Origin of the sequence: Pseudoalteromonas sp. DY56-GL79, from assembly GCF_041414765.1 — a bacterium.
GTDB classification, from domain to species: domain Bacteria; phylum Pseudomonadota; class Gammaproteobacteria; order Enterobacterales; family Alteromonadaceae; genus Pseudoalteromonas; species Pseudoalteromonas piscicida.
On the sequence record NZ_JANHZS010000044.1, the window covers coordinates 1 to 20,699 of the forward strand.

The 20,699-nt window shown below is 44.5% G+C and carries 17 protein-coding genes; 9 read left to right on the forward strand and 8 right to left on the reverse strand.

The window, feature by feature from the left end:
- Positions 1–218: 218 nt before the first annotated feature.
- Positions 219–686: a transposase gene (locus NO992_RS22780; protein ID WP_253106760.1), complete on the forward strand. Its 468-nt coding sequence runs from the start codon at positions 219–221 to the stop codon at positions 684–686.
- A gap of 254 nt (positions 687–940) precedes the next feature.
- Here the strand turns inward: NO992_RS22780 and NO992_RS22785 are convergent, their stop codons facing one another.
- From NO992_RS22785 to radA, 6 genes are all read right to left on the reverse strand, one after another.
- The gene (locus NO992_RS22785) at positions 941–2,110 is read right to left on the reverse strand and encodes an FAD-dependent monooxygenase (RefSeq protein ID WP_371380678.1); all 1,170 of its coding nucleotides are present in this window, start codon (positions 2,108–2,110) and stop codon (positions 941–943) included.
- Positions 2,111–2,120: 10 nt separating this feature from the next.
- On the reverse strand, positions 2,121–3,293 hold the full coding sequence (gene ubiH, locus NO992_RS22790) for a 2-octaprenyl-6-methoxyphenyl hydroxylase (RefSeq protein ID WP_371380680.1): 1,173 nt from the start codon (positions 3,291–3,293) through the stop codon (positions 2,121–2,123).
- Positions 3,294–3,305: 12 nt separating this feature from the next.
- Positions 3,306–4,616 carry a Xaa-Pro aminopeptidase gene (pepP, locus tag NO992_RS22795; RefSeq protein WP_371380682.1) on the reverse strand — a complete coding sequence of 437 codons (1,311 nt, stop codon included), beginning with the start codon at positions 4,614–4,616 and terminating at the stop codon, positions 3,306–3,308.
- A gap of 2 nt (positions 4,617–4,618) precedes the next feature.
- Positions 4,619–5,182 carry a UPF0149 family protein gene (locus NO992_RS22800; RefSeq protein WP_010370521.1) on the reverse strand — a complete coding sequence of 188 codons (564 nt, stop codon included), beginning with the start codon at positions 5,180–5,182 and terminating at the stop codon, positions 4,619–4,621.
- A 195-nt stretch (positions 5,183–5,377) separates the two neighbouring features.
- Positions 5,378–6,301 (reverse strand): DUF945 family protein, encoded by a 924-nt coding sequence (locus NO992_RS22805; protein WP_371380685.1) that lies wholly within the window; start codon positions 6,299–6,301, stop codon positions 5,378–5,380.
- Positions 6,302–6,316: 15 nt separating this feature from the next.
- Positions 6,317–7,687, reverse strand: a complete 1,371-nt coding sequence (gene radA / locus NO992_RS22810; protein WP_010370516.1) for a DNA repair protein RadA — start codon at positions 7,685–7,687, stop codon at positions 6,317–6,319.
- Between the two features lie 128 nt (positions 7,688–7,815).
- Here radA and NO992_RS22815 point away from each other — a divergent pair, with 128 nt between their 5' ends.
- Entirely contained in the window at positions 7,816–10,317 is a 2,502-nt protein-coding gene (locus NO992_RS22815) for a PilZ domain-containing protein (RefSeq protein WP_371380688.1), read from the forward strand.
- Positions 10,318–10,389: 72 nt separating this feature from the next.
- On the opposite strand, the gene ampE is transcribed toward NO992_RS22815, so the two are convergent.
- Entirely contained in the window at positions 10,390–11,241 is an 852-nt protein-coding gene (gene ampE, locus NO992_RS22820) for a beta-lactamase regulator AmpE (RefSeq protein ID WP_371380690.1), read from the reverse strand.
- A 6-nt stretch (positions 11,242–11,247) separates the two neighbouring features.
- Positions 11,248–11,790, reverse strand: a complete 543-nt coding sequence (gene ampD, locus NO992_RS22825) for a 1,6-anhydro-N-acetylmuramyl-L-alanine amidase AmpD (RefSeq protein ID WP_102056267.1) — start codon at positions 11,788–11,790, stop codon at positions 11,248–11,250.
- A gap of 1,700 nt (positions 11,791–13,490) precedes the next feature.
- Here ampD and nadC point away from each other — a divergent pair.
- From nadC to pilB, 7 genes are all read left to right on the forward strand, one after another.
- Complete coding sequence (gene nadC, locus NO992_RS22830; protein WP_371380703.1) at positions 13,491–14,333, forward strand: carboxylating nicotinate-nucleotide diphosphorylase; 843 nt, start codon at positions 13,491–13,493, stop codon at positions 14,331–14,333.
- 669 nt (positions 14,334–15,002) lie between these two features.
- Positions 15,003–15,425 carry a prepilin-type N-terminal cleavage/methylation domain-containing protein gene (locus tag NO992_RS22835; protein ID WP_371380692.1) on the forward strand — a complete coding sequence of 141 codons (423 nt, stop codon included), beginning with the start codon at positions 15,003–15,005 and terminating at the stop codon, positions 15,423–15,425.
- Positions 15,412–15,885, forward strand: a complete 474-nt coding sequence (locus NO992_RS22840) for a prepilin-type N-terminal cleavage/methylation domain-containing protein (RefSeq protein ID WP_371380694.1) — start codon at positions 15,412–15,414, stop codon at positions 15,883–15,885. Before NO992_RS22835 ends, NO992_RS22840 begins: the two co-directional genes overlap by 14 nt.
- Positions 15,886–15,888: 3 nt before the next feature.
- A complete protein-coding gene (locus NO992_RS22845) occupies positions 15,889–17,121 on the forward strand; it encodes a type II secretion system F family protein (protein WP_371380696.1) in 1,233 nt (410 codons plus the stop codon).
- A gap of 133 nt (positions 17,122–17,254) precedes the next feature.
- Positions 17,255–18,133: an A24 family peptidase gene (locus NO992_RS22850; RefSeq protein WP_371380698.1), complete on the forward strand. Its 879-nt coding sequence runs from the start codon at positions 17,255–17,257 to the stop codon at positions 18,131–18,133.
- A gap of 9 nt (positions 18,134–18,142) precedes the next feature.
- Entirely contained in the window at positions 18,143–18,772 is a 630-nt protein-coding gene (gene coaE, locus NO992_RS22855; protein ID WP_371380700.1) for a dephospho-CoA kinase, read from the forward strand.
- Positions 18,773–18,881: 109 nt separating this feature from the next.
- Positions 18,882–20,558 (forward strand): type IV-A pilus assembly ATPase PilB, encoded by a 1,677-nt coding sequence (gene pilB / locus NO992_RS22860; protein ID WP_206471303.1) that lies wholly within the window; start codon positions 18,882–18,884, stop codon positions 20,556–20,558.
- The last annotated feature ends 141 nt before the right edge of the window (positions 20,559–20,699 follow it).

Here is a 20,699-nt window from a genome sequence, read left to right on the forward strand (position 1 = left end):
CAAGAGCCCGGATATAAGCACGCAATCACACTAATAATGCTAAAAGTGGCTTGTACAATTGGAGGAGTCCATATAAGCCGCTTTACGCGGCGAGGTTGTTGAAAAGCTCGCGGGGTGAACCCGCAGACAAAACCACTCTGTTTTGTGGGAGCCGCTTTACGCAGCGAGCTTGTCCTATACTTAAGTTAGCACTTATTAATGAACTCAAGGAGAGAGTCATGCCACATAGCTGCCGTTTAAGGAAAGGCCGAGTTTCATCAGCCGGTCAATATTATGCAATCACCATTTGCTGTAAAAACAAAATAGCTGTTTTTAATAACCTCGCAGTCAATCAAGTTGTTATTCGCGAAATTTATCACCTTGAGCAGGATAACTTTATCAAATTAATTGCCTACACACTGATGCCAGATCATTTACATCTCCTGTTTCAACTAATGGATGTGTTTTCTTTGTCTGATGCCATTCGGTCTTTAAAAGGAAGAACGGCAACTAAGCTAAGAACAATGAATATTCGGCAGCTATGGCAAAAGGGTTTTTATGACACCTGTATTTTGCATAACACTATGTTAAGAAACCAAGCAAGATACATAGTTGCAAACCCGCTTCGGGCAGGGTTGGTAAAACAGATTGGTGATTATCCTTATTGGAATTGTATTTATTTAAGCAATGGGATTGGGGATTTATAAAGTTGGTGATACCTGTTTTAGGAAAAGATCGCGATGTAAAATCGCTCCTACCAGCAATATAAAATCTCTGTGGAAGCCGCTTTACGCGGCGAGATTGTTGAAATGATCGCGATGTAAAATCGCTCCGACCAACAACATAAAACCTCTGTGGGAGACGCTTAACGCGGCGAGATTGTTGAAATGATCGCGGGGTAAACCCGCTCCTACCAGCAATATAAAACTTTTGTGGGAGCCGCTTTACGCGGCGATCTTTTTTATTTACCGCCTATCGCTTCTTTGGCGAACAGGTGTTTGATTGGGCCGAGGTTGTCGACCAAGCTCAGGCCCACACCGCGTACTAGCTTTTTCAACGGGTGATTGCCTTCAAAAAGTTCTTTCAGCCCTTGCATCATGGCAATATGCTTTTGAGCATCTGCTTTTCTGCTGCGCTCATATTGGCGCAGTATCCGTGTGCTGGCAAATTGCTCTTGCGGTGCAGATAATAGCGTGATCAGATACGCAGCGTCTTTTAGCCCTAAATTCATGCCAAGACCTGCAAGCGGGTGAATGGTATGTGCCGCGTCGCCCATTAAAACGATGCGCCCTTGCACCCATTGTTTTGCATAGCGCATGGTCAATGGAAAAACATGTCTTTCGCTAATCAATTCACACACGCCGCACTGCATATCAATTGCAGCACTCAACGCTTTATTAAACGCCTCGATTGGCATGGCTTGTAGCTGCTTTGCTTTATCCGGTGCGGTAGACCATACAATTGAATGAGTATGTGGATCATCAAGCGGCAAAAAGGCCAGCGGTCCATCAGGGAGGAACACTTGTCTTGCCGTTGCATCATGAGGCGCTGCAGTTTTTATCGTTGCAACCAGCGCATGGTGGTCATAATCCCAATAGGTGATTGGCATATTAAACTGCTGGCGAATAGCCGAACGTGCGCCATCAGCCGCCACCACAAGCTTTGCCATCACCGGCTCACCAGTGGCTAAGGTTAACAGCACATCGGTGTCTGTTTGGTGCAAGCTTTGGTATTTTGTGCTCCACATCAGCTTGGCCGATTGCTGTGCTTCAAGTGCTGTTAACAGCGCAAAACGAATGGCGTCATTTTCAATGATATGACCAAGCTCAGGTAAGTCTAGCGATACATTATCAAAGGCGATTTTACCAAAGCTGTCTTTATCTCGTACATCCATACGAGTATATGCTGCGGCGCGCTGCGCTTTAATATCTGGCCACACGCCCAAGCGCTCAAATAGAGCCTGGCTTGCAGCGCTTATTGCGCTCACGCGTGCGCTGTATTCTTGTGCCAATGGCGTTGGCTTTTCACCACTGTCTAGCACTAGTACCGAGATATTTTGCTGCGCAAGCCCCAGCGCCAGCGTTAACCCAACACATCCACCACCAACAATACAAACTTGAACTTGTTGCATGCCAACTCCTTTATCCTTTATATCCCATCAATTGCTTGGCCAGCGGCGCTCTTGCTGTTTTGGACAGCGCCATAGTGAGTAGACCTAAACTACGGCCTAAGGCTAAGACTCTTGATGAGTTTGAAAATAGTTGAACGAGCGCATCGGTTAATGCCATCACCGTATTAATATCTTGCGCTCGCGCCAGTTGATAAGCACGCGTAAATTGAAAACTGCCCCACTCTTCGGACGCAATCGCCTGACATTGTGAGGTTAGTACTTGAATATCTCGTAGACCTAAATTAAAGCCCTGCCCTGCAATGGGATGAATGGCATGCGCCGCATTGCCAATCACCACCACGCGATGATGAGTGAGTTGCTCTACTCGCCCAAGCACCAGCGGATAGCTTGCTCTCATGCCCACTTGCACAAAGCGCCCGGCGCGATAACCAAAGGCTTGCTGCAATGCAGCTAAAAACTCGTGTGCTGTCATCGCTTCAAACTCGCTGAGTTGCTCATTTGGCATACACCACACCAGTGAATAGCGATTATCACTCATTGGCAGAAGTGCCATCGGGCCATGTTCAGTAAAACGCTCGAACGCCTGACCACGATGTGCCGTGTCGATTTGCACATTGGCAATCAATGCACCTTGCTCGTAGCCTATGCTATCAAAGCCGATATTGAGCTTAGCCCGTGTGGGAGATTGCGCGCCATCCGCAACAACCAGTAATCGACTTTGTAATTGCTCGCAATTATCGAGCGTCAGTTCAATCTGCTCTGGTTGTTGATGTAAATGCGCCACTTGGTTTGGGCAAAACAGTGCAATATCAAGATTGCTCAACTGCTCGTGTAAAAAGCTGCCATAGGGATTGACTTCAACTACATAGCCTAACGCTTTTTGGTTGTAGTCTTCAGGGTTTATCCACGCTTTACCGAAGTGACCTCTGTCTGAAACATTCACTTGTGTGATTGGCTCAACGTACTGCCACTCGGGATTAAATAGATTTAGCTCGCCCAAAAATGCGACCGATTGCGCAGCAAGCGCAATACTACGGTCGTCAAAACTTGGATGCTGCTTACCTTTGGGCGCAAAGGCTTCAATAACCGCAATCTTTGCCTGCGGAGAGACTTTTTTTATGGCGATGGCGGCGCTGGCTCCTGCCATACCCCCACCAACCACGACGACATCAAACTGTTGCACGCAAAGTGTCCACTAGTTATTCATTAATGCTTCTATTTCTGCGATGGTTTTTGGCACCAGTACGGTTAAATTTTCATAACCTGACTCAGTGACCAACAAATCATCTTCGATACGAATACCAATTCCTTTGTACTCATCAGGAACTTGCGCATCTTCGTCAAAATACAGGCCTGGCTCAATGGTAAGTACCATGCCAGGTTCAAATGGACGATCCGCTTCATCTAACTTGTATTCACCGACATCGTGAACATCAAGACCTAGCCAATGACCTAAACCATGCATGTAAAATGCTTTGCATGCCTGCGCTTCTACGAGTTCATTAACATCGCCCGCAAGAATGCCTAAATCTACTAGCCCTTGAGTCAATACGGTCATCGCCACTTGATTGGCTTTGACTAATGTACCACCCGGTTTTACTTCGCCAAAGGCCGCATTTTGCGCCGCCAATACCAATTCATAAATCTTGCGTTGCGCATCAGTAAACTGGCCGTTTACTGGGAAAGTACGAGTTATATCAGCTGCATAGCCTTCAAGCTCACAACCCGAATCAATCAGTACTAAGTCGCCGTCCTGTAGCGCATCACAATTGTCGGTGTAGTGTAAAATCGTCGCATTGATGCCGCTGCCAACAATAGTGCCATAGGCTGGGTGGCGCGCACCGTTCATTGCGTAATGATGATGAATTTCGGCTTCAAGCTGGTATTCCGTTGCGCCCGGCTTCGCAAACTGCATCGCACGTTTGTGCGCCTCAGCACTAATTCTGCCCGCTTCGCGCATAATGGCAATTTCAGTATCCGACTTAAATAAGCGCATTTCATGGACGAGTGGGCGAATATCTTTGATGATCTCAGGGGCGCGATAGCCCTTTTTCGGTGCGCCACGCAATGTACTTAGTAACAGCCAAACCTTATCATCAAAGGCGCTATATGTGCCTTGTCCGTAGAATAATACCTTGCGACCATTCACGAGATTTAAAAGCTCGTCGTCTAAGTCACTCAGCGCAAAGGTTTGGTCAAGTTCAAGTTGCGATTTAGCTTGCTCATAGCCCATCCGGCGACCATGCCAAATCTCAGCAACCTTATCTTTATTACGACAAAACAGCGTAGACTGCGCATTGCCGTCTCTGTCTTTCGTAAGCACCAAAACCGCATCCGGCTCTTTGAATCCCGTCAGGTAAAAAAAGTCACTATCTTGGCGAAACGGAAATTCGGTGTCGCGGCTACGGGTTAACTCTACTGCCGCAGGAATAATCGCTACGGCATTGTTATCTAATGCCGCAATAAGACGCGCACGGCGTGCTACAAACTCGCTGTTTTTTATCATAATTAATGTATCGTCTTTGATGTGCTAACGGACTGGGGATCTTTACCCATTTCAGCAAAGCATAACAGTGTAGAAACACGCACATATTCTACCACTTCGAGCAGTGCTTCTTTATCGTCGTTGCTGTCTTCAAAACCAGTATCAAGCTTAGTTATTTCGCTAAAGTCGTTAATCACTTCTTTAACATCTGCAGATAACTTACCGTAATCTTTTTGCTTTAAACCAAAGCCTAGTAAAAAGCCTGATACCCAAGCAATCAGTGCGTTAGCTTGGTCATGTAATGATTCATCTTCTGGCGGTAAATACAGTTCAAACTGGAACTCACCGTCGTTAAAGTGCTCGGCAACTTGCTTATATAAGTCGATGCAAAATTCTCTAATTGGCGCCGAAAACTTTTGACCGTCGTTAAATACGTCGCTCAATAGCCCTAAATACTCTGAATCTTCGATATTCAGACCACAGGCCAATAGCCCAGAAATGGTGCCGTGAACTTCGGCAGGGGCAATAAATAATTCGTGTTTTTCTAATAGCAATTGAGCTTGCTGGTAGTCTTTGAATTCGCTCATAAATACATTCCCAAGCAATTGATACTCCAATGCTACCACCGCAGCCTTTGCAACTCCAACGAATTGTATGATCAACCTCAAGGCTGCTTTAGATTTCACCAATTTGGTAAAACTAATATTGCGAATGAGTGGGCTTATGAGAGATGAAGGGATTTAGAGCAAGCCCAAAATCCCTTTAACCATGCCGGATTAGCTTTATTTACCGCTCGCGTTGATCTCGATAAGTTCCGACAGCGTTTCTGGATTTTGCGCCATAGCCATAGATAATTGCTGCCCCAGAGCCATCATACTTTGACTTTGTGGTACCGAAACAGATATAGCAAGTGACTCCATTCCATTGGCAAAGTCATTCACAGCCGTTTGAATTTCAGCAGGTAGCATCATCATTTGTAGTTGCTGGGCAACAATCGCCTGAAAGTCAGCCTTGCTCATGCCCTGCTGAGCAATTTCAGACTCAAGTAACTGAGGCAAGGTGCCTGCATTGTCAATATTTACAGCAAGCGATTTAAATTCGAGCGATTGCATTGCCGCCATCATTTGCGACTGCATTTGAAGCTCTTGTTCAAGATTTGGCGTATCACTTTGAATTTTTGACGCCGCCAATGAAGCATCCATAAAGGCCTTACTGTTTCCAAAAGCCGCATTAAAAGAGCTCTTTACAATGCCTTCAGCAGAAGATGCGAATGCAAACTCGCTGGCGCCAGATGCTTCATCATAGGAAAGACTTGTATTCAAATGGTACGTTGCATTCACCAGCTCCTGTGACATCCCTTGGGTATATTCTGCTGCTTCTTTTGCTAATTTTAAACCAACTAAGTCAAGCTCGGTATAGGGGCTGATTTTGTCTTGCTCGTAGCCGACAATATTGAGCTTATCGATGGTAAATAATGTTATTTTTTCATCGGGCTGTGAGATCGTTAAATCGGTAATTTCTACACCGCGAGAAAATAAATCAACTGAGCTATTTGCAAAACTCACCGTAAGGCCACTTTGCTGTTCAAAACTTGAGATTTGCTTGGTGATCTCTTGTTTCACTTGCTCATTTACATAATAGTTTGCGCCAACATACCCTGCGCCTGCTAACACCACAACGGCAACTGCTAATGTGGACTTATTCATATTTCACTCCATTATTTAAAAAAGTGCCTCAAGCGCTTCGCTAAGGCTAGAGACGGCAACAATTTCCATCCCTTCAATATTTTCTTTTGGTTTATTTGCTTTTGGTACAATTGCTCTTGTAAATCCATGCTTAGATGCTTCACGCAACCGCTCTTGCCCACTTGGAACAGGGCGGATCTCACCTCCTAACCCCACCTCACCAAATACCACCAGCTGCCTGTCTAAGGTTTGGTTTTTAAAGCTTGAAACCAGTGCGGCTATTAAGGCTAAATCAGCGCTGGTCTCGGTCACTTTGACACCGCCAACAACGTTTACAAACACATCTTGATCCGACACCTGCAAACCACCGTGACGATGCAGTACCGCAAGTAGCATGGCTAGGCGATTTTGTTCCAAACCAACAGTGACGCGACGCGGGTTGGCGAGCTGTGAATAGTCAACTAGCGCTTGAACTTCCACAAGGAGTGGCCGCGTGCCTTCCCAAATAACCATAACTAATGAGCCTGGTGTTTGCGCTTCACCACGATTTAAGAAAATGGCCGAAGGATTGTTTACTTCCTTTAAGCCCTGGCTTGTCATAGCAAACACGCCTAACTCGTTTACAGCACCAAAACGGTTTTTATTGCCACGCAATGTTCTAAAGCGGCTGTCGGCACTGCCTTCCAGTAAAATAGAGCAGTCAATACAATGCTCCAGCACTTTTGGGCCGGCAAGTGTGCCGTCTTTAGTTACGTGTCCCACCATGATAATGGCGACCTGATTGGTTTTGGCAAAACGCGTCAAATAGGCCGCGCTTTCACGTACTTGAGAAACCGACCCCGGTGCAGATTGAATATCACTCATATGCATTACTTGAATCGAATCGATGACCATAATGCTTGGTTTTTCACGAAGTGCGAGCTGGCAAATCGTCTCAACATTGGTTTCTGCGAGTGTTTTTAACTTATTTGTAGGCAGCCCCAATCGTGTCGCACGCATGGCAACTTGTTGCAGCGACTCTTCACCGGTGACATACAAAGTGTTCATGGTTTCGGCAAGGCGACACATGGTTTGCAGCAGCACCGTACTCTTACCAGCGCCGGGGCTACCACCGATTAATATTGCACTTCCCGGTACAACTCCACCACCAAGGACACGGTCAAACTCTTTAAAGCCAGTTGAAAATCGCGGTAACTGCTCTAGGTTTACTTCATCTAAGGTTTGTACTTTAGCTTCAACAAGGCCGGCATAGCCTGACGTTGAACCGCCTTGAGGGACCGATTTTGCTGACGGAACGCGAAACTCCGTTACGGTATTCCATGCCTTACACTCCGAGCATTGGCCTTGCCAACGCGCGAATTCGGCACCACAATCGCTACATACAAATGCTGTTTTCTTTTTTGCCATAAATTACAGGTATATATCTTGCTTAAACACAATAATAGGTTAAGAATAAACTAATAAAGCGCCAATGTTGACATAATATTGGCGGTGACCCAACTGGTCACATAAAATGAGCGCGTGTAAAACTGTTTATGCCTGAAGATAGATTACAAAAATATCAAAGCTTAATTGAGGATTTAAAACTGGATCTTGGCGATCCGGCTTTTGATCGCATATTTAAGCAACGTACTGCGGACCTATCCAAGCCGGACCAATTTCTATTAAAAATGGAAATGTCGCGGCTATCTCAGCCCGTGGCACGATTTATTGACCTCAGAGGACAAGTCGCAGGTCAAGTTAAGCCTTATGAATATGAAGGCAAACAGCACTTTATGGATGACTTAGCAATCGAAGTGTTCGAGCGGGAAGTCGCTAAACATGGGGGTTATACCCTTGCAGTTTACGAATCCGTAATGAGTACCGACAATAATTATAAGGTCATGCAAAAGCAGGCCAAAGCACGCGAAGAAGAAGTAGAAAAAGACGCAGTCAATCATAACTACACTAAACTAGTCCGTTTCGCGTCATACGAAAGTCGCTCTGAAGAGCGCATGAATTACTCCATTAAGATCACAGTGGAACTGGCAAAAAATCGTCCTAAGGTTTCCGCTACTACCTCCGATATTTCCCTCAGCGGCGCTAAAATAAAATTACCGACCAATCAGCAAGTAGACCCCGGACAAATTATTTCGATCCGCTTGGTGGGTCTCGAGCAAGACTTTGAACTTGGCTTGAAAGAAGGTATTCAGTATGAAGTCGTCGCCGTAGAACCGGGTACGATTGAATATAATCAAGTTCGCTTAAAACGTACATTTATCGAGAAAAACCAAGGGTTTGATGACTTTTTAAATAGTTTTATACACGGTAACAAACGCCGCTATAAGATAAATCTCGACAACACTTTGGATGCTGTCGTTTGTAAAGGCTACGAACAGTATTATTTTCCACGCGTCTGCTCTTTGTTTGTTTTCATCAGTGAGAAACAAAAACAGCTTTATCCAAGCATGGTGCTTACCAACGAAAATAACGCCCATATTAACTACTACTTTGAAGACGAAAGAAAACAATCAGGCCTTTATTCCGTCTTCAACCAAAAACGAATGCAGCGACTGCTCGCGCTTTCTGGCGCGGTAAAAGAAGCGGTATGCCATGTGTTTACTCACTCAAGTCAAGGCAAAATGTACTTTTACTCAGCCTTTGACTTTGAGCTGGAAGAAATGCAGCAACTAAACGATCTGTTCTTTGCCTTTGGTAGCCAAAAAGACAGCTGGCGCACGTTTAAAGTACAACTCATGCCAAGCCATCATGAAGATGCGTTTATCCCGCTTTCGCTTCCTGCAAGTGCAGGTAAAAATGTCGAAAAGCTAAATAAACGCCCCACGCCAAGGGTGCAAGGCTTTATCCAAGACGTAAAATATCTCATGTTACTGACAGATATTGGAAACCCGTCTATCACTGAGCGATTCCAACGTCTGAGTTACGAACAAAGTTTAGTTAATCAGTTAAAGAAGTTCGGTCACGGCAAGTCAGCCACTCCTCCTCCACTTGAGGTGGTTGCGTTAGAATACGTTAACTTGCGTGCACACAGGCGCTACCTGTATAAAACCAATGTCGTCGTTCATATTGATGGCCAAGGCACGTTCAACTGTGTTACCCGTGACTTTTCTGTCATGGGTTTACAAATAGAATGCGGCCAAGAAATGCCGCTGAATAAAGGTGACTCGATACACTTAGACTTAGTCGATTTGCAAAAACTGACAAAACAGCACAACTTAACGAATTTGCGCTATGAAGTAATGATGGTCAATAAAACTAAAACTATCATTAACTTGAAAGTGCAGAAAATAGGTCAACTCGACCATTCTGCCATGGGGTTCTTTAAAGCCCTTATTGAGAGTAATAAAGACAAGCTAGTTGCTTGTGATGAAGCACCAAAGGTGCCGGGACTATCACTTGCGCTGCGTAACATGGTGACTAAATCCGTTTGTCAGTTTCCGCTTTATCTACACAAAGAAACGTCACATAATGCGGTAGGAGCAATTGGACAAGGGCTTTACCCGACATCCCTTCACCACTTACTGCATTCGTTTAGCGATAATGACGATAATACCTTGGACGCCAAGGCGATTTTCCCCGAGCGCTTCGTCGAGGAAAAGCTCACCGAAATTCTAAAAACAAAATCGCGACAAGATAAACCGCTCAAATACTTGGTGTTTATTAAGTTCAATCCAAGCCAAACCAATCAACACGAAGCGGTAGGTGCGCAAGTTATTGCCCATGAAGAGGCCATTGATAGCCTGTATTTGTATGCTAAAAAAGCACTGCGCAACGACTTACTCTTCGTCTATCAGCTCTATGTATCAAAAACCGGCCGCCCAGATATGGATTACCTTGCTAATGAGCTGCGCTATGTAAGCCACTATGCAATCCACAAAGCAAAAGACCTGGAAGAAGCGCTTTGGTCAGTGACTGGGGTGTGTGATTTGATAGATGTTACGGAATATGTGGTTCGAAACATGGGCTTTGATGCGCCGCTTGTTACTAAAATGGAAGAGCAGAAAAAGCGATGGTTAGAGGCCAATTTTAAACACTGATTTCAACTGCTCCATATGCGCTTACAGTATATGGAGCATTTGTTATAAAAGGTGTGTAATTTGCAGCGAGGGCTACTCCACCCAACCAAATAGGGTTAATACTGCGATAATCACGAGATAAAACAAAATATTACGCTTCACAAGACGCATCATACAGCTTGCTTCAAAGGTACAACCTAAAAACTGCTGTTCAATTTGCTCAGCCGCAAGTGCAGTGCTTGTGACGATTTGACGATTTGTGGTTTTAAAATCTAGCACATACTTCAACCAACTTGATGTGCCTTTACTGAAGTTACCTATGATCAAAAAACCAAAACTTGCGATCCGCGCGGGAAGCCAATTTAGCCAATAAAATAACCGACAAAACTGCTCAAACACATGCTGTAGCGGCGGATTTTCTTGCTCATGATGCCAATGCACAATTTGTCTTACCATCGCATATAGCACAGCGCCCGGCGCGCCCAACGCCACAAACCAAAAAATAACTCCGCAGTAATGTTGAAAGTTGATCCACGAAAGCGTCTGACCAAACGTCTCGCCACCCGGCTCATCTTCTAATTTGTCTTGCCCCATTTGCAACGCATAAAGCGTAGCCGCTTCGTTATCACCTCTGGTCAGCGCATTTAAATAGCCTTTATAAAGCTTGCGATATTTTGCACAGCCAAAACAGACTAAGAGCACACAGATATTGATTGCAAACTGCCAAAACACAAAGTCGCTTAGGCTGTATATAAAAGCAACGACCAATGCAGGAATAACTAACCAAAGCATCACACCAAAATGCGAACCCAGCATGGCACCTGGCTGGGTCCAAGATTTGGTTTTCGCATAGTAACTTTGCAGGTAATAGTCGACTTGCCAGTAGTTCGCCCGCGCGCCAAGTCGTTCAATAATAAGCGCGATGATGATAGAAATTAAGATCATGCTTGCCTAGCTCTCTTGGTTATTTAACAAGGTAAAATAATGCTGCCAATCAAATGCAGCCCCCGGATCTGTCTTTCTTCCTGGAGCAATATCATTGTGCCCTACAATACGATCATTCGTCAGCTTTGGATAGTGCTGCTGCAGCCAACGCGTTGTTTTTACTAAACTCGCATATTGTGCTTCGGTATATGGCGTGGTGTCTGTGCCCTCCATTTCAATACCAATTGCAAAGTCATTACAACGCGTTCGACCTTGCCACTGCGACACTCCAGCATGCCAAGCCCGTTCAATGAAGGGAACGTATTGGGTGATGCTACCGTCACGACGTATAACGCAGTGCGCCGACACCCTTACTCCCTCTAAGTCAGAAAAAGTTGGATGTGCGCCGCAGTCCAACGTGCCCATAAATAAGTCTTCCACGTATGGCGTGCCAAAGCACCCTGCAGGCAGCGAGATATTGTGGATCACCAGTAAATCTATCTCGCACGCTTGTGGCCTTTCATCGTAATGCGGGGATTGCTTGTGTTTAGCAAAGGGTAGCCAATTCAAAGTATTAGTTCCAAGCCTTGGTTTGCATTCGATTATAAAGACAAAATAAGACAAAAGGTAGGGATGGGTTTATGTGTAATGTAACGATAGTACCGCGACATAAAAGACATAATGGTTCGACATCAAATCACAACAAACAACACATAACCGTAGCAGCGGGTTTACCCCGCGACCTCGGCTTAACCGCCAACTCTTTGTCTACAAACAAAGCTTTGTATTTCACATACTCTGTCGCGACATAAAGTCGCTGCTACGAAAACACACAAGGGCTCAGCATAAAATCACAGCAAGCAACACATAACCGTAGCAGCGGGTTTACCCCGCGACCTCAGTTTTGGCCGGCAACTCACTCGCTACAAACAAGGCTTTGCACTTCAAATACTCTGTCGCGACATAAAGTCGCTGCTACAAAAATACATAACGGTTCAACATCAAATCATAACAAGCAACACATAACCGTAGCAGCGGGTTTACCCCGCGACCTCGGCTTAACCGCCAACTCTTTGTCTACAAACAAAGCTTTGTATTTCACATACTCTGTCGCGACATAAAGTCGCTGCTACGAAAACACACAAGGGCTCAGCATAAAATCACAGCAAGCAACACATAACCGTAGCAGCGGGTTTACCCCGCGACCTCAGTTTTGGCCGGCAACTCACTCGCTACAAACAAGGCTTTGCACTTCAAATACTCTGTCGCGACATAAAGTCGCTGCTACGAAAACACACAAGGGCTCAACATCAAATCACAGCAGCAACACATAACCGTTCGGCATCAAATCACAACAAACAACACATAACCGTAGCAGCGGGTTTACCCCGCGACCTCCGTTTTAGCCGGCAACTCACTCCCTTCAAACACGGCTTTGCACCTTAAATCAAACACACTGTCGCGACATAAAGTCGCTGCTACAAAAATACATAACGGTTCGGTATAAAGTCACAGCAAACAACACATAACCGTAGCAGTGGGTTACCCCAAGGTCTCCGTTTTAGCCATCAACTCGCTCTCTACAAACAAAGTGTTGTATTTCAAACACACCGTCGCGACATAAAGTCGCTGCTACGAAAACACACAAGGGCTCAACATCAAATCACAGCAAACAACACATAACCGTAGCAGCGGGTTTACCCCGCGACCTCCGTTTTACCCGTCAACTCATTCTTTACAAACACGGCTTTGCATTTCAAACACACTGTCGCGACATAAAGTCGCTGCTACGAAAACACACAAGGGCTCAACATCAAACCACAACACATAACCGTAGCAGCGGGTTTACCCCGCGACCTCCGTTTTGGCCGTCAACTCATTCTTTACAAACACGGCTTTGTATTTCAAATACTCTGTCGCGACATAAAGTCGCTGCTACAAAAATACACAAGGGTTTCGACATAAAGTCACAGCAAGCAATACATAATCGTAGCAGCGGGTTTACCCCGCGACCTCGGTTTAACCGCCAACTCTTTGTCTACAAACAAAGCTTTGTATTTCAAAGACCCCGTCGCGACATAAAGTCGCTGCTACAAAAACACATAATGGTTCGGCATCAAATCACAGCAAACAACACATAACCGTAGCAGCGGGTTACCCCGCGAAATCAAAGCCACCCCGCCAAATATCGTGAATTTTTCTCCATCAATTGTACTCCTAGGCAAACGCGCGTAAAATTCGGCCATTGCAGAAAAATGAAAAGACAACCTATGATTGACCAAAACCTTATCAGCCAATTGGTAAAACAGGCGCTAGACGAAGACCTTAATTATCAAACACCAAACGAAGGTGATATTACCGCAGCCCTTATCCCAGAAACGCAGCAAGCAAATGCCTATGTGATCACAAGGGAAGATTGTGTGTTCGTTGGCAAAGCGTTAATCGAAGAAGTTTTTCATCAAGTCGACCCAAGTGTTAGCGTCAACGTACTTGTGAACGACGGCGATTTTGTTGCCGCCAACACTCGCTTGTTTACCGCAAGCGGCTCAGCCAGAGCGATCCTAACTGCAGAGCGCACAGCGCTTAACTTTGTACAAACGCTATCGGGCACGGCAACCACCACAGCAAAGTATGTTGAAGTACTGAGCGGTACGCAAACTAAACTACTAGATACACGTAAAACCATCCCTGGATTAAGAGCGCTACAAAAATACGCGGTTAAATGTGGTGGTGGTAAAAATCATAGAATTGGCCTCTTCGACGCGTATCTTATTAAAGAAAACCACATTGCCGCCTGTGGCAGTATCGCCAAAGCCGTTGCGACTGCGCGTAATAACCACCCAGACAAACCGGTGGAAGTTGAAGTAGAAAACCTAGGCGAATTACAACAAGCCTTAGATGCTGGCAGCGATATTATTATGCTGGACAACTTCAGCGTAAGTGAAATTCAACAAGCGGTTGAAATCACGCAAGGTAAAGCTAAGCTAGAAGTCTCTGGTAATATGACCATTGAAATTTTGACGACTTACGCACAAGCCGGTGTTGATTTTATTTCAAGCGGCGCACTGACCAAGCATGTACAAAGCATCGACCTGTCGATGCGCTTTGAATAATGTAAAGTTTTAGACAACTACCTCTCTTTTATACATGTAAAAAGGGCCTTGATTGAGCCCTTTTGTTTTTCTGTCTTACTTAATGTGGCATTCAAGCTATCAATGCGACACTGCCAGTAATGGTTCAATTTTCTGTAGCTAGTCTTATTGAATAACAAAATCGCTACCATAAACTGAGTGTTCTGCACTTTCCCGTAATCCCACGTAATAGATAAAGTTTTCTATTTCGTTGACAAACCTACTTAAAACCCGTTAAATACGACAAAAGAACTAGAGTGTAACAAGATCTTAATGTTCGGTAACGATTAATTCCGTTCGTTTTTTGAACCGATATTAGGAAAGCTTGAGCTACCGCAAGAGAATCAATAATTTATTATTAAAATTCAATTGCTGAGCTCAGCGTTTACTATTAAAGTAAATGTTAATTGTGATCGCTGAAACTAAATTGGTGCTACACTTCTAGTTGATTAGGGATCGGTCACAAACTTAACGGGTCTAGCTTGTAGGAACTTGAAACTATCTACTTGTTTCGTTCTCTTGGTCGCCGTTAAGTCAATTTGAGCACACCAGTTTGTTGATTCGATGGATTGGTAATTATTGCAAAGGTTTTAATAAACGCTTAACTTAAACCTATTATGGTTAAGTCACTTAAAATTTAGGAGACACATCATGACTCAAAAACAACAGGGTGGTTTTACCCTAATCGAACTAATGATTGTTATCGCGATCATCGGTATCCTTGCAGCAGTAGCTCTGCCTGCTTATCAGAACTATACTAAGAAGGCTCGTTTTACAGAAGTAGTGTTGGCGGCCGAATCGGTAAAACAACTGGTCGATATTTGCTTCCAAACTCGTGGCGGTGGAGTATTAGCTAATTGTGATGAGCCTACCGAGATTGGGCTAAACGCTACGGGAGCTGCAGCAGGGACTCAAGTAGCTAAAGTTGAAATAACTGATAACCCAGCAGCTCAGATTACTGCGACCGGTGCAGCCACCGTCGACGCTCGAACATTTATTCTCACACCAACAGTTGCAAATGGTTCATTGACATGGGCACAAACTGGTGACTGCATAGAACATGGTCTTTGCTAACAAGGCAAATAAGCACCAATACCAAGGCTACGCTAATAGCCTTGGTTATTCTTTATTGGAAGTTATGGTTGCAATCGCAATTCTCTCACTTCTAACGAGTATCGCAATTCCGTTATACGATAACAAGTTTAAGAAAGCTCGATTTGTGGAAGTTATTCTTGCAGTAGAAGCCGTCAAGAAGGGCGTGGAAACTTGCTTTATCACCAGAGGTGATTATCGACTAGAAAACTGCAATACGCTTAGTAAACTCGGTATTTCATCTGAATCAATTAATACCCCAACACATGTTAAGTCCGTTCAACTGAGCTTTGACACAACAATCAAAATTACAGGAGTAGCAAACTCCAGCGCGTCGAATGGTGAAAATGATAACTATATTCTTGAAGGCTATGAAAACAACAACTCTATCATTTGGTCTCTTAATTCATCTAGCACTTGCATCGCTGAGGGTACCTGCTGAGCCATGAAACAAGATAAGAATAATGAGAATAACTTAGATACCTTTGTATGGTCCGGTGTCAATAACCGAGGAAAAAAACTTCAAGGAGAAATGACAGGTCAAAGTGTCGCTTTGGTTAAAGCGCAACTTCGCAAACAAGGCGTAATTCCATCAAAAGTAAAACGAAAACCAAAGCCCCTATTTGGTTTTGGCGGCGCAAAGAAAATAACCGCCGCAGACATTGCGACTACCACAAGACAAATTGCCACCATGTTGATGGCTGGTGTTTCTTTGGTACAAACCTTAGAGATGCTATCAAAAGGAATTAAAAATAAAAGCTTATCAAAGCTAATTGGCCACATTTGCGATGAAGTTAAAGCCGGTCAACCTCTTGCTAGATCACTACGTGCTCATCCTCGATATTTTGATGAACTTTATTGCGACCTTGTCCACTCAGGCGAACAATCGGGAGCACTAGATACTATTTTTGATCGAGTAGCTCTATATAAAGAAAAATCAGAAGCACTAAAGTCCAAAATTAAAAAGGCATTATTTTATCCAATCGCTGTTATCGCTGTAGCCTTAATTGTAACTGGTATTTTACTTATTTTCGTTGTACCTCAGTTTCAAGATATATTTAACGGCTTTGGTGCTGAACTCCCTGCTTTTACGTTGATGGTAATCGCGATTTCCGAATTTATGCAGGAATATTGGTGGGTATTTGTACTTGGTATTGGGCTTTTTGGTTACACCTATAAAGAAATGCTTATTCGTAGCGCTGCGGTAAAGCATTTTAACGACCGTATGATGTTGCGTATTCCAGTGATTGGCGAGATCCTGAAAAAAGCGGCGGTGGCGCGTTATGCTCGTACGCTTTCGACTACCTTTGCAGCGGGTGTACCACTTGGTGATGCGCTCGATTCTGCCGCAGGTGCGTCAGGCAATATTATCTACAAAAACGCAATTAAAGAGATTAAAGCAGAAGTTAACTCGGGTAACCAAATGCACTGGGCAATGCATAACACCAAAGTCTTCCCAGATATGGTAGTGCAAATGGTGTCTATTGGTGAAGAATCGGGCTCTTTAGATGGTATGCTGGCAAAGGTCGCTAACATTTATGAGCAAGAAGTCGATGATGCGGTGGATGGCCTTTCTAGCCTATTAGAACCACTCATTATGGTGGTACTCGGGGTACTGATCGGTGGCCTTATTATTGCCATGTACTTACCGATATTCCAACTAGGTTCTGTTATTTAATTTTGTTCACAAAATTACACTATTTAGAGGTACAGTGCTGTGCCTCTCAATAGTGCTGTGTGGTAAACTGAAAAAACCTATACCGAGCATGCCTCGGTAATTTAAACAAAAAATATAAGCAAGCGCCCAACTTATGCAAGATATTATCAACTTGATGCAAACCCAGTTATGGTATTGGTTACTCACCGTCGGACTCGTTAGTCTTTGCATCGGCAGCTTTCTCAATGTGGTTATTCTTCGCTTACCAAAAATGATGAAGCAGAGCTGGCAGTCAGAATGTCGCGTGTTGCTCGCTGATGAGCTACCCAAACAAACCACTGAAGCACCTGTTTTTAATTTAATTAAGCCAAACTCTCATTGCCCCAGCTGCAAAACGCCGATTAAGGCGTGGCAAAACATTCCACTGATCAGCTGGCTATTATTAAAAGGCAAATGCAACCACTGCGACGCGTCAATCTCTGTCCGCTATCCTTTGGTAGAGCTAACAACCGCCCTACTCTCCACATGGGTTGCGTGGCATTTTGGTGCCACTTTAGAAGCCACTCTGTACATTTTGATTACTTGGGTATTAGTCGCACTTACGGTTATCGATATCGACGAAATGTTGCTGCCCGATCAGTTAACACTACCAACCTTATGGTTAGTACTGGTTGCCAGTTGTTTTGGTGTAGGCATCGAGCCCAATGACACCATTATCGGCGCGGCCATAGGTTATTTGAGTTTATGGAGTGTGTATTGGCTCTTTAAATTACTCACAGGTAAAGAAGGCATGGGCTATGGCGACTTTAAACTGCTAGCCATATTTGGTGCATTGATGGGCTGGCAAGCAATTCTAACCATAGTGCTACTTTCAAGCCTAGTCGGCGCAATTATTGGTAGCATCCAATTAAGTGTTCAAGGCCGAGATAAAGCCACGCCTATTCCATTTGGCCCTTACTTAGCCATTGCAGGCTGGATCACCCTAATGTATGGCGAGCAGCTGCAGCTGTGGTACGTAAACTTAATAATGTAAAGTAAGACAATGCTAAAAACGAATAATTGGATTTTAGGGGTGACGGGCGGTATTGGTGCGGGTAAAACGGCCATCACTAACCACTTGCAGCAAAAAGGGATAGTGGTTGTTGACGCCGATATCGTTGCACGAGAAGTAGTCGCGCTAGGCAGCACAGGGCTACAAGCCATTACTGATGAGTTTGGCAGTGCCATTTTACAGCCTGACGGCAACTTAGATAGAGCCAAGTTAAGAACCATTATTTTTGCTGATGCCGATAAGAAACAGTGGCTTAATGAGCTACTTCACCCGCTTATCCGTAATGAAATACTCACACAGTTAAACGCAGCGCAAAGCGATTACGTGGTTTTAGCGGCCCCCCTGCTGTTCGAAAATGGTTTAGAGCGCTACTGCGATGCCACTTTACTTGTTGATGTCGCTGTAGATACGCAAATCGCGAGAACAATCAGCCGAGATTCGGTAGATGCAGCGCAAGTAAAACGTATTATCGAGTCGCAGTTACCGCGCGCAGATAAACAAGTAAAGGCGGACTACATATTAGACAACGATCGACCGCTACTTGAAAGTCTGCAAGAGACAGATAGATTACACAATGCGTTTCTTACACTGGCGCAAGAGAAAGTAAGACTAAATAATTAGGCTAGACTTGGCTGTAAAACTTAATCTACACTCACAGTGATAACTTGGCATTTTTCCAACTTAATGATAAATATTGAATATGCATTCAATGTGAAGGCAAAGAGGTACTATGGAACATCATTCCCCGCTACTGCGTAAATTTATTACATTAGGGCGAGTCACTGCTGAGCAAATAAAGTCTCGCCAGTCAGAAGCAAACACCACCGCCGAGTTAATTTGCCTAAGTTCAGGAATGAGTTCCAAAGAGCTAGCAGAAGAATGCCTAGACTTATTCAAGGTGCCCTTTTTTAATCTTGATCACTTTAACGTTAGTGAAATTCCACCAGCGCTAGTCAAAGAAAAACTGATCCGTAAGCACCATATTTTACCGCTGGTACAAAAAGGTAGAAAACTCTACGTTGCGGCTTCTGATCCTACTGATTTTGGCGCATTTGAAAACTTTGAGTTTAGTACTGGATTACAGTGTGAAGTGCTAGTTGCCGACTATAAAAAACTCGAAGCAAAGATTGACCAGCTGTTTGATGCAACGGGCGGCCTCTCTATCTCTGAAGAAGAATTTAAAGAATTTGCCGACTTAGAAGTTGATGACGAGCCTAAACAGCAAAACACCAACGAAGACAAAGACGATGCGCCAATCATCGTTTATATCAATAAAATTTTAATGGATGCGATAAAAAAAGGCGCGTCGGATCTACACTTTGAACCCTACGAGAAAAAATACCGCGTGCGTTTTCGTATCGATGGCCTGCTGCATGAGATGGCAAGTCCACCAAACACACTAGCGACTCGCCTCGCCGCCCGTATCAAAGTGATGGCGCATTTAGACATAGCAGAAAAACGCAAACCGCAAGATGGCCGCATTAAATTAAAGATCTCCGAGCGCAAAAGTATCGATTTTCGTGTGAGTACACTGCCTACCATGTGGGGCGAGAAAATCGTAATGCGTATTCTAGACTCATCCAGCGCCATGCTCGGCATCGATGTGCTAGGTTATGAACCAGAGCAGAAACAACTTTACCTCGATGCACTAGAGCAGCCTCAGGGCATGATTTTGGTAACCGGACCAACGGGTTCTGGTAAAACCGTGTCACTTTACACTGGCTTGAATATTCTTAATCAGCCAGAGCGCAATATCAGCACGGCGGAAGACCCTGTCGAAATAAACCTTGAGGGTATTAACCAAGTACAAATCAATACCAAAGCGGATATGACTTTCGCCAATGCCTTAAGAGCATTCTTGCGTCAGGATCCGGATGTGGTGATGGTTGGTGAGATCCGTGACCTTGAAACCGCGGAGATCTCAATAAAAGCTGCCCAAACCGGTCACTTAGTATTGAGTACGCTGCACACCAATTCTGCGCCTGAAACGCTCACCCGTCTATTAAACATGGGCGTGCCGGCGTACAACGTAGCAAGCTCGGTGAGCCTAATTATCGCCCAGCGTCTCGCAAGACGCCTTTGCCCTAAGTGTAAAACACCTGAAACGCTGCCGGAAGAAGCCTTGCTAGGGCAAGGCTTTACTGCAGAGCAAATTAAAGAGATTACCCTTTTTGCGCCTAAAGGCTGTGAACACTGCACCGATGGTTACAAAGGCCGTGTGGGTATATATGAAGTGGTAAAAATCACGCCAGAGCTTTCGCACCTGATCATGGAAGGGGGTAATTCTCTTGAGATTGCCGAAAAAGCAGAGCAGTTAGGTTTTGATAACTTACGTAAGTCTGGCCTGAAAAAAGCCGCCGCTGGGGTGACATCACTTACAGAAATCAACCGCGTAACAAGTTATTAAGACTGATTGATTAAGACAAAAAGATCGCGATGTGAAATCGCTCCTACAACTAAGCTAACATCGGTGTGGGAGATGTATGGACTCCTCCCCCTTAACGGGAGAGTACGGTATAAAGATATTGCAAAACACTTTTACCAAATA

Coding starts and splice junctions, on each gene's coding strand:
- NO992_RS22835 (WP_371380692.1), top strand. CDS start 15,003: ATGACTCAAAAACAACAGGGTGGTTTTACCCTAATCGAACTAATGATT.
- NO992_RS22840 (WP_371380694.1), top strand. CDS start 15,412: ATGGTCTTTGCTAACAAGGCAAATAAGCACCAATACCAAGGCTACGCT.
- coaE (WP_371380700.1), top strand. CDS start 18,143: ATGCTAAAAACGAATAATTGGATTTTAGGGGTGACGGGCGGTATTGGT.
- nadC (WP_371380703.1), top strand. CDS start 13,491: ATGATTGACCAAAACCTTATCAGCCAATTGGTAAAACAGGCGCTAGAC.
- NO992_RS22815 (WP_371380688.1), top strand. CDS start 7,816: ATGCCTGAAGATAGATTACAAAAATATCAAAGCTTAATTGAGGATTTA.
- ampE (WP_371380690.1), bottom strand. CDS start 11,241: ATGATCTTAATTTCTATCATCATCGCGCTTATTATTGAACGACTTGGC.
- NO992_RS22785 (WP_371380678.1), bottom strand. CDS start 2,110: ATGCAACAAGTTCAAGTTTGTATTGTTGGTGGTGGATGTGTTGGGTTA.
- NO992_RS22800 (WP_010370521.1), bottom strand. CDS start 5,182: ATGAGCGAATTCAAAGACTACCAGCAAGCTCAATTGCTATTAGAAAAA.
- pilB (WP_206471303.1), top strand. CDS start 18,882: ATGGAACATCATTCCCCGCTACTGCGTAAATTTATTACATTAGGGCGA.
- radA (WP_010370516.1), bottom strand. CDS start 7,687: ATGGCAAAAAAGAAAACAGCATTTGTATGTAGCGATTGTGGTGCCGAA.
- NO992_RS22780 (WP_253106760.1), top strand. CDS start 219: ATGCCACATAGCTGCCGTTTAAGGAAAGGCCGAGTTTCATCAGCCGGT.
- pepP (WP_371380682.1), bottom strand. CDS start 4,616: ATGATAAAAAACAGCGAGTTTGTAGCACGCCGTGCGCGTCTTATTGCG.
- NO992_RS22845 (WP_371380696.1), top strand. CDS start 15,889: ATGAAACAAGATAAGAATAATGAGAATAACTTAGATACCTTTGTATGG.
- NO992_RS22850 (WP_371380698.1), top strand. CDS start 17,255: ATGCAAGATATTATCAACTTGATGCAAACCCAGTTATGGTATTGGTTA.
- NO992_RS22805 (WP_371380685.1), bottom strand. CDS start 6,301: ATGAATAAGTCCACATTAGCAGTTGCCGTTGTGGTGTTAGCAGGCGCA.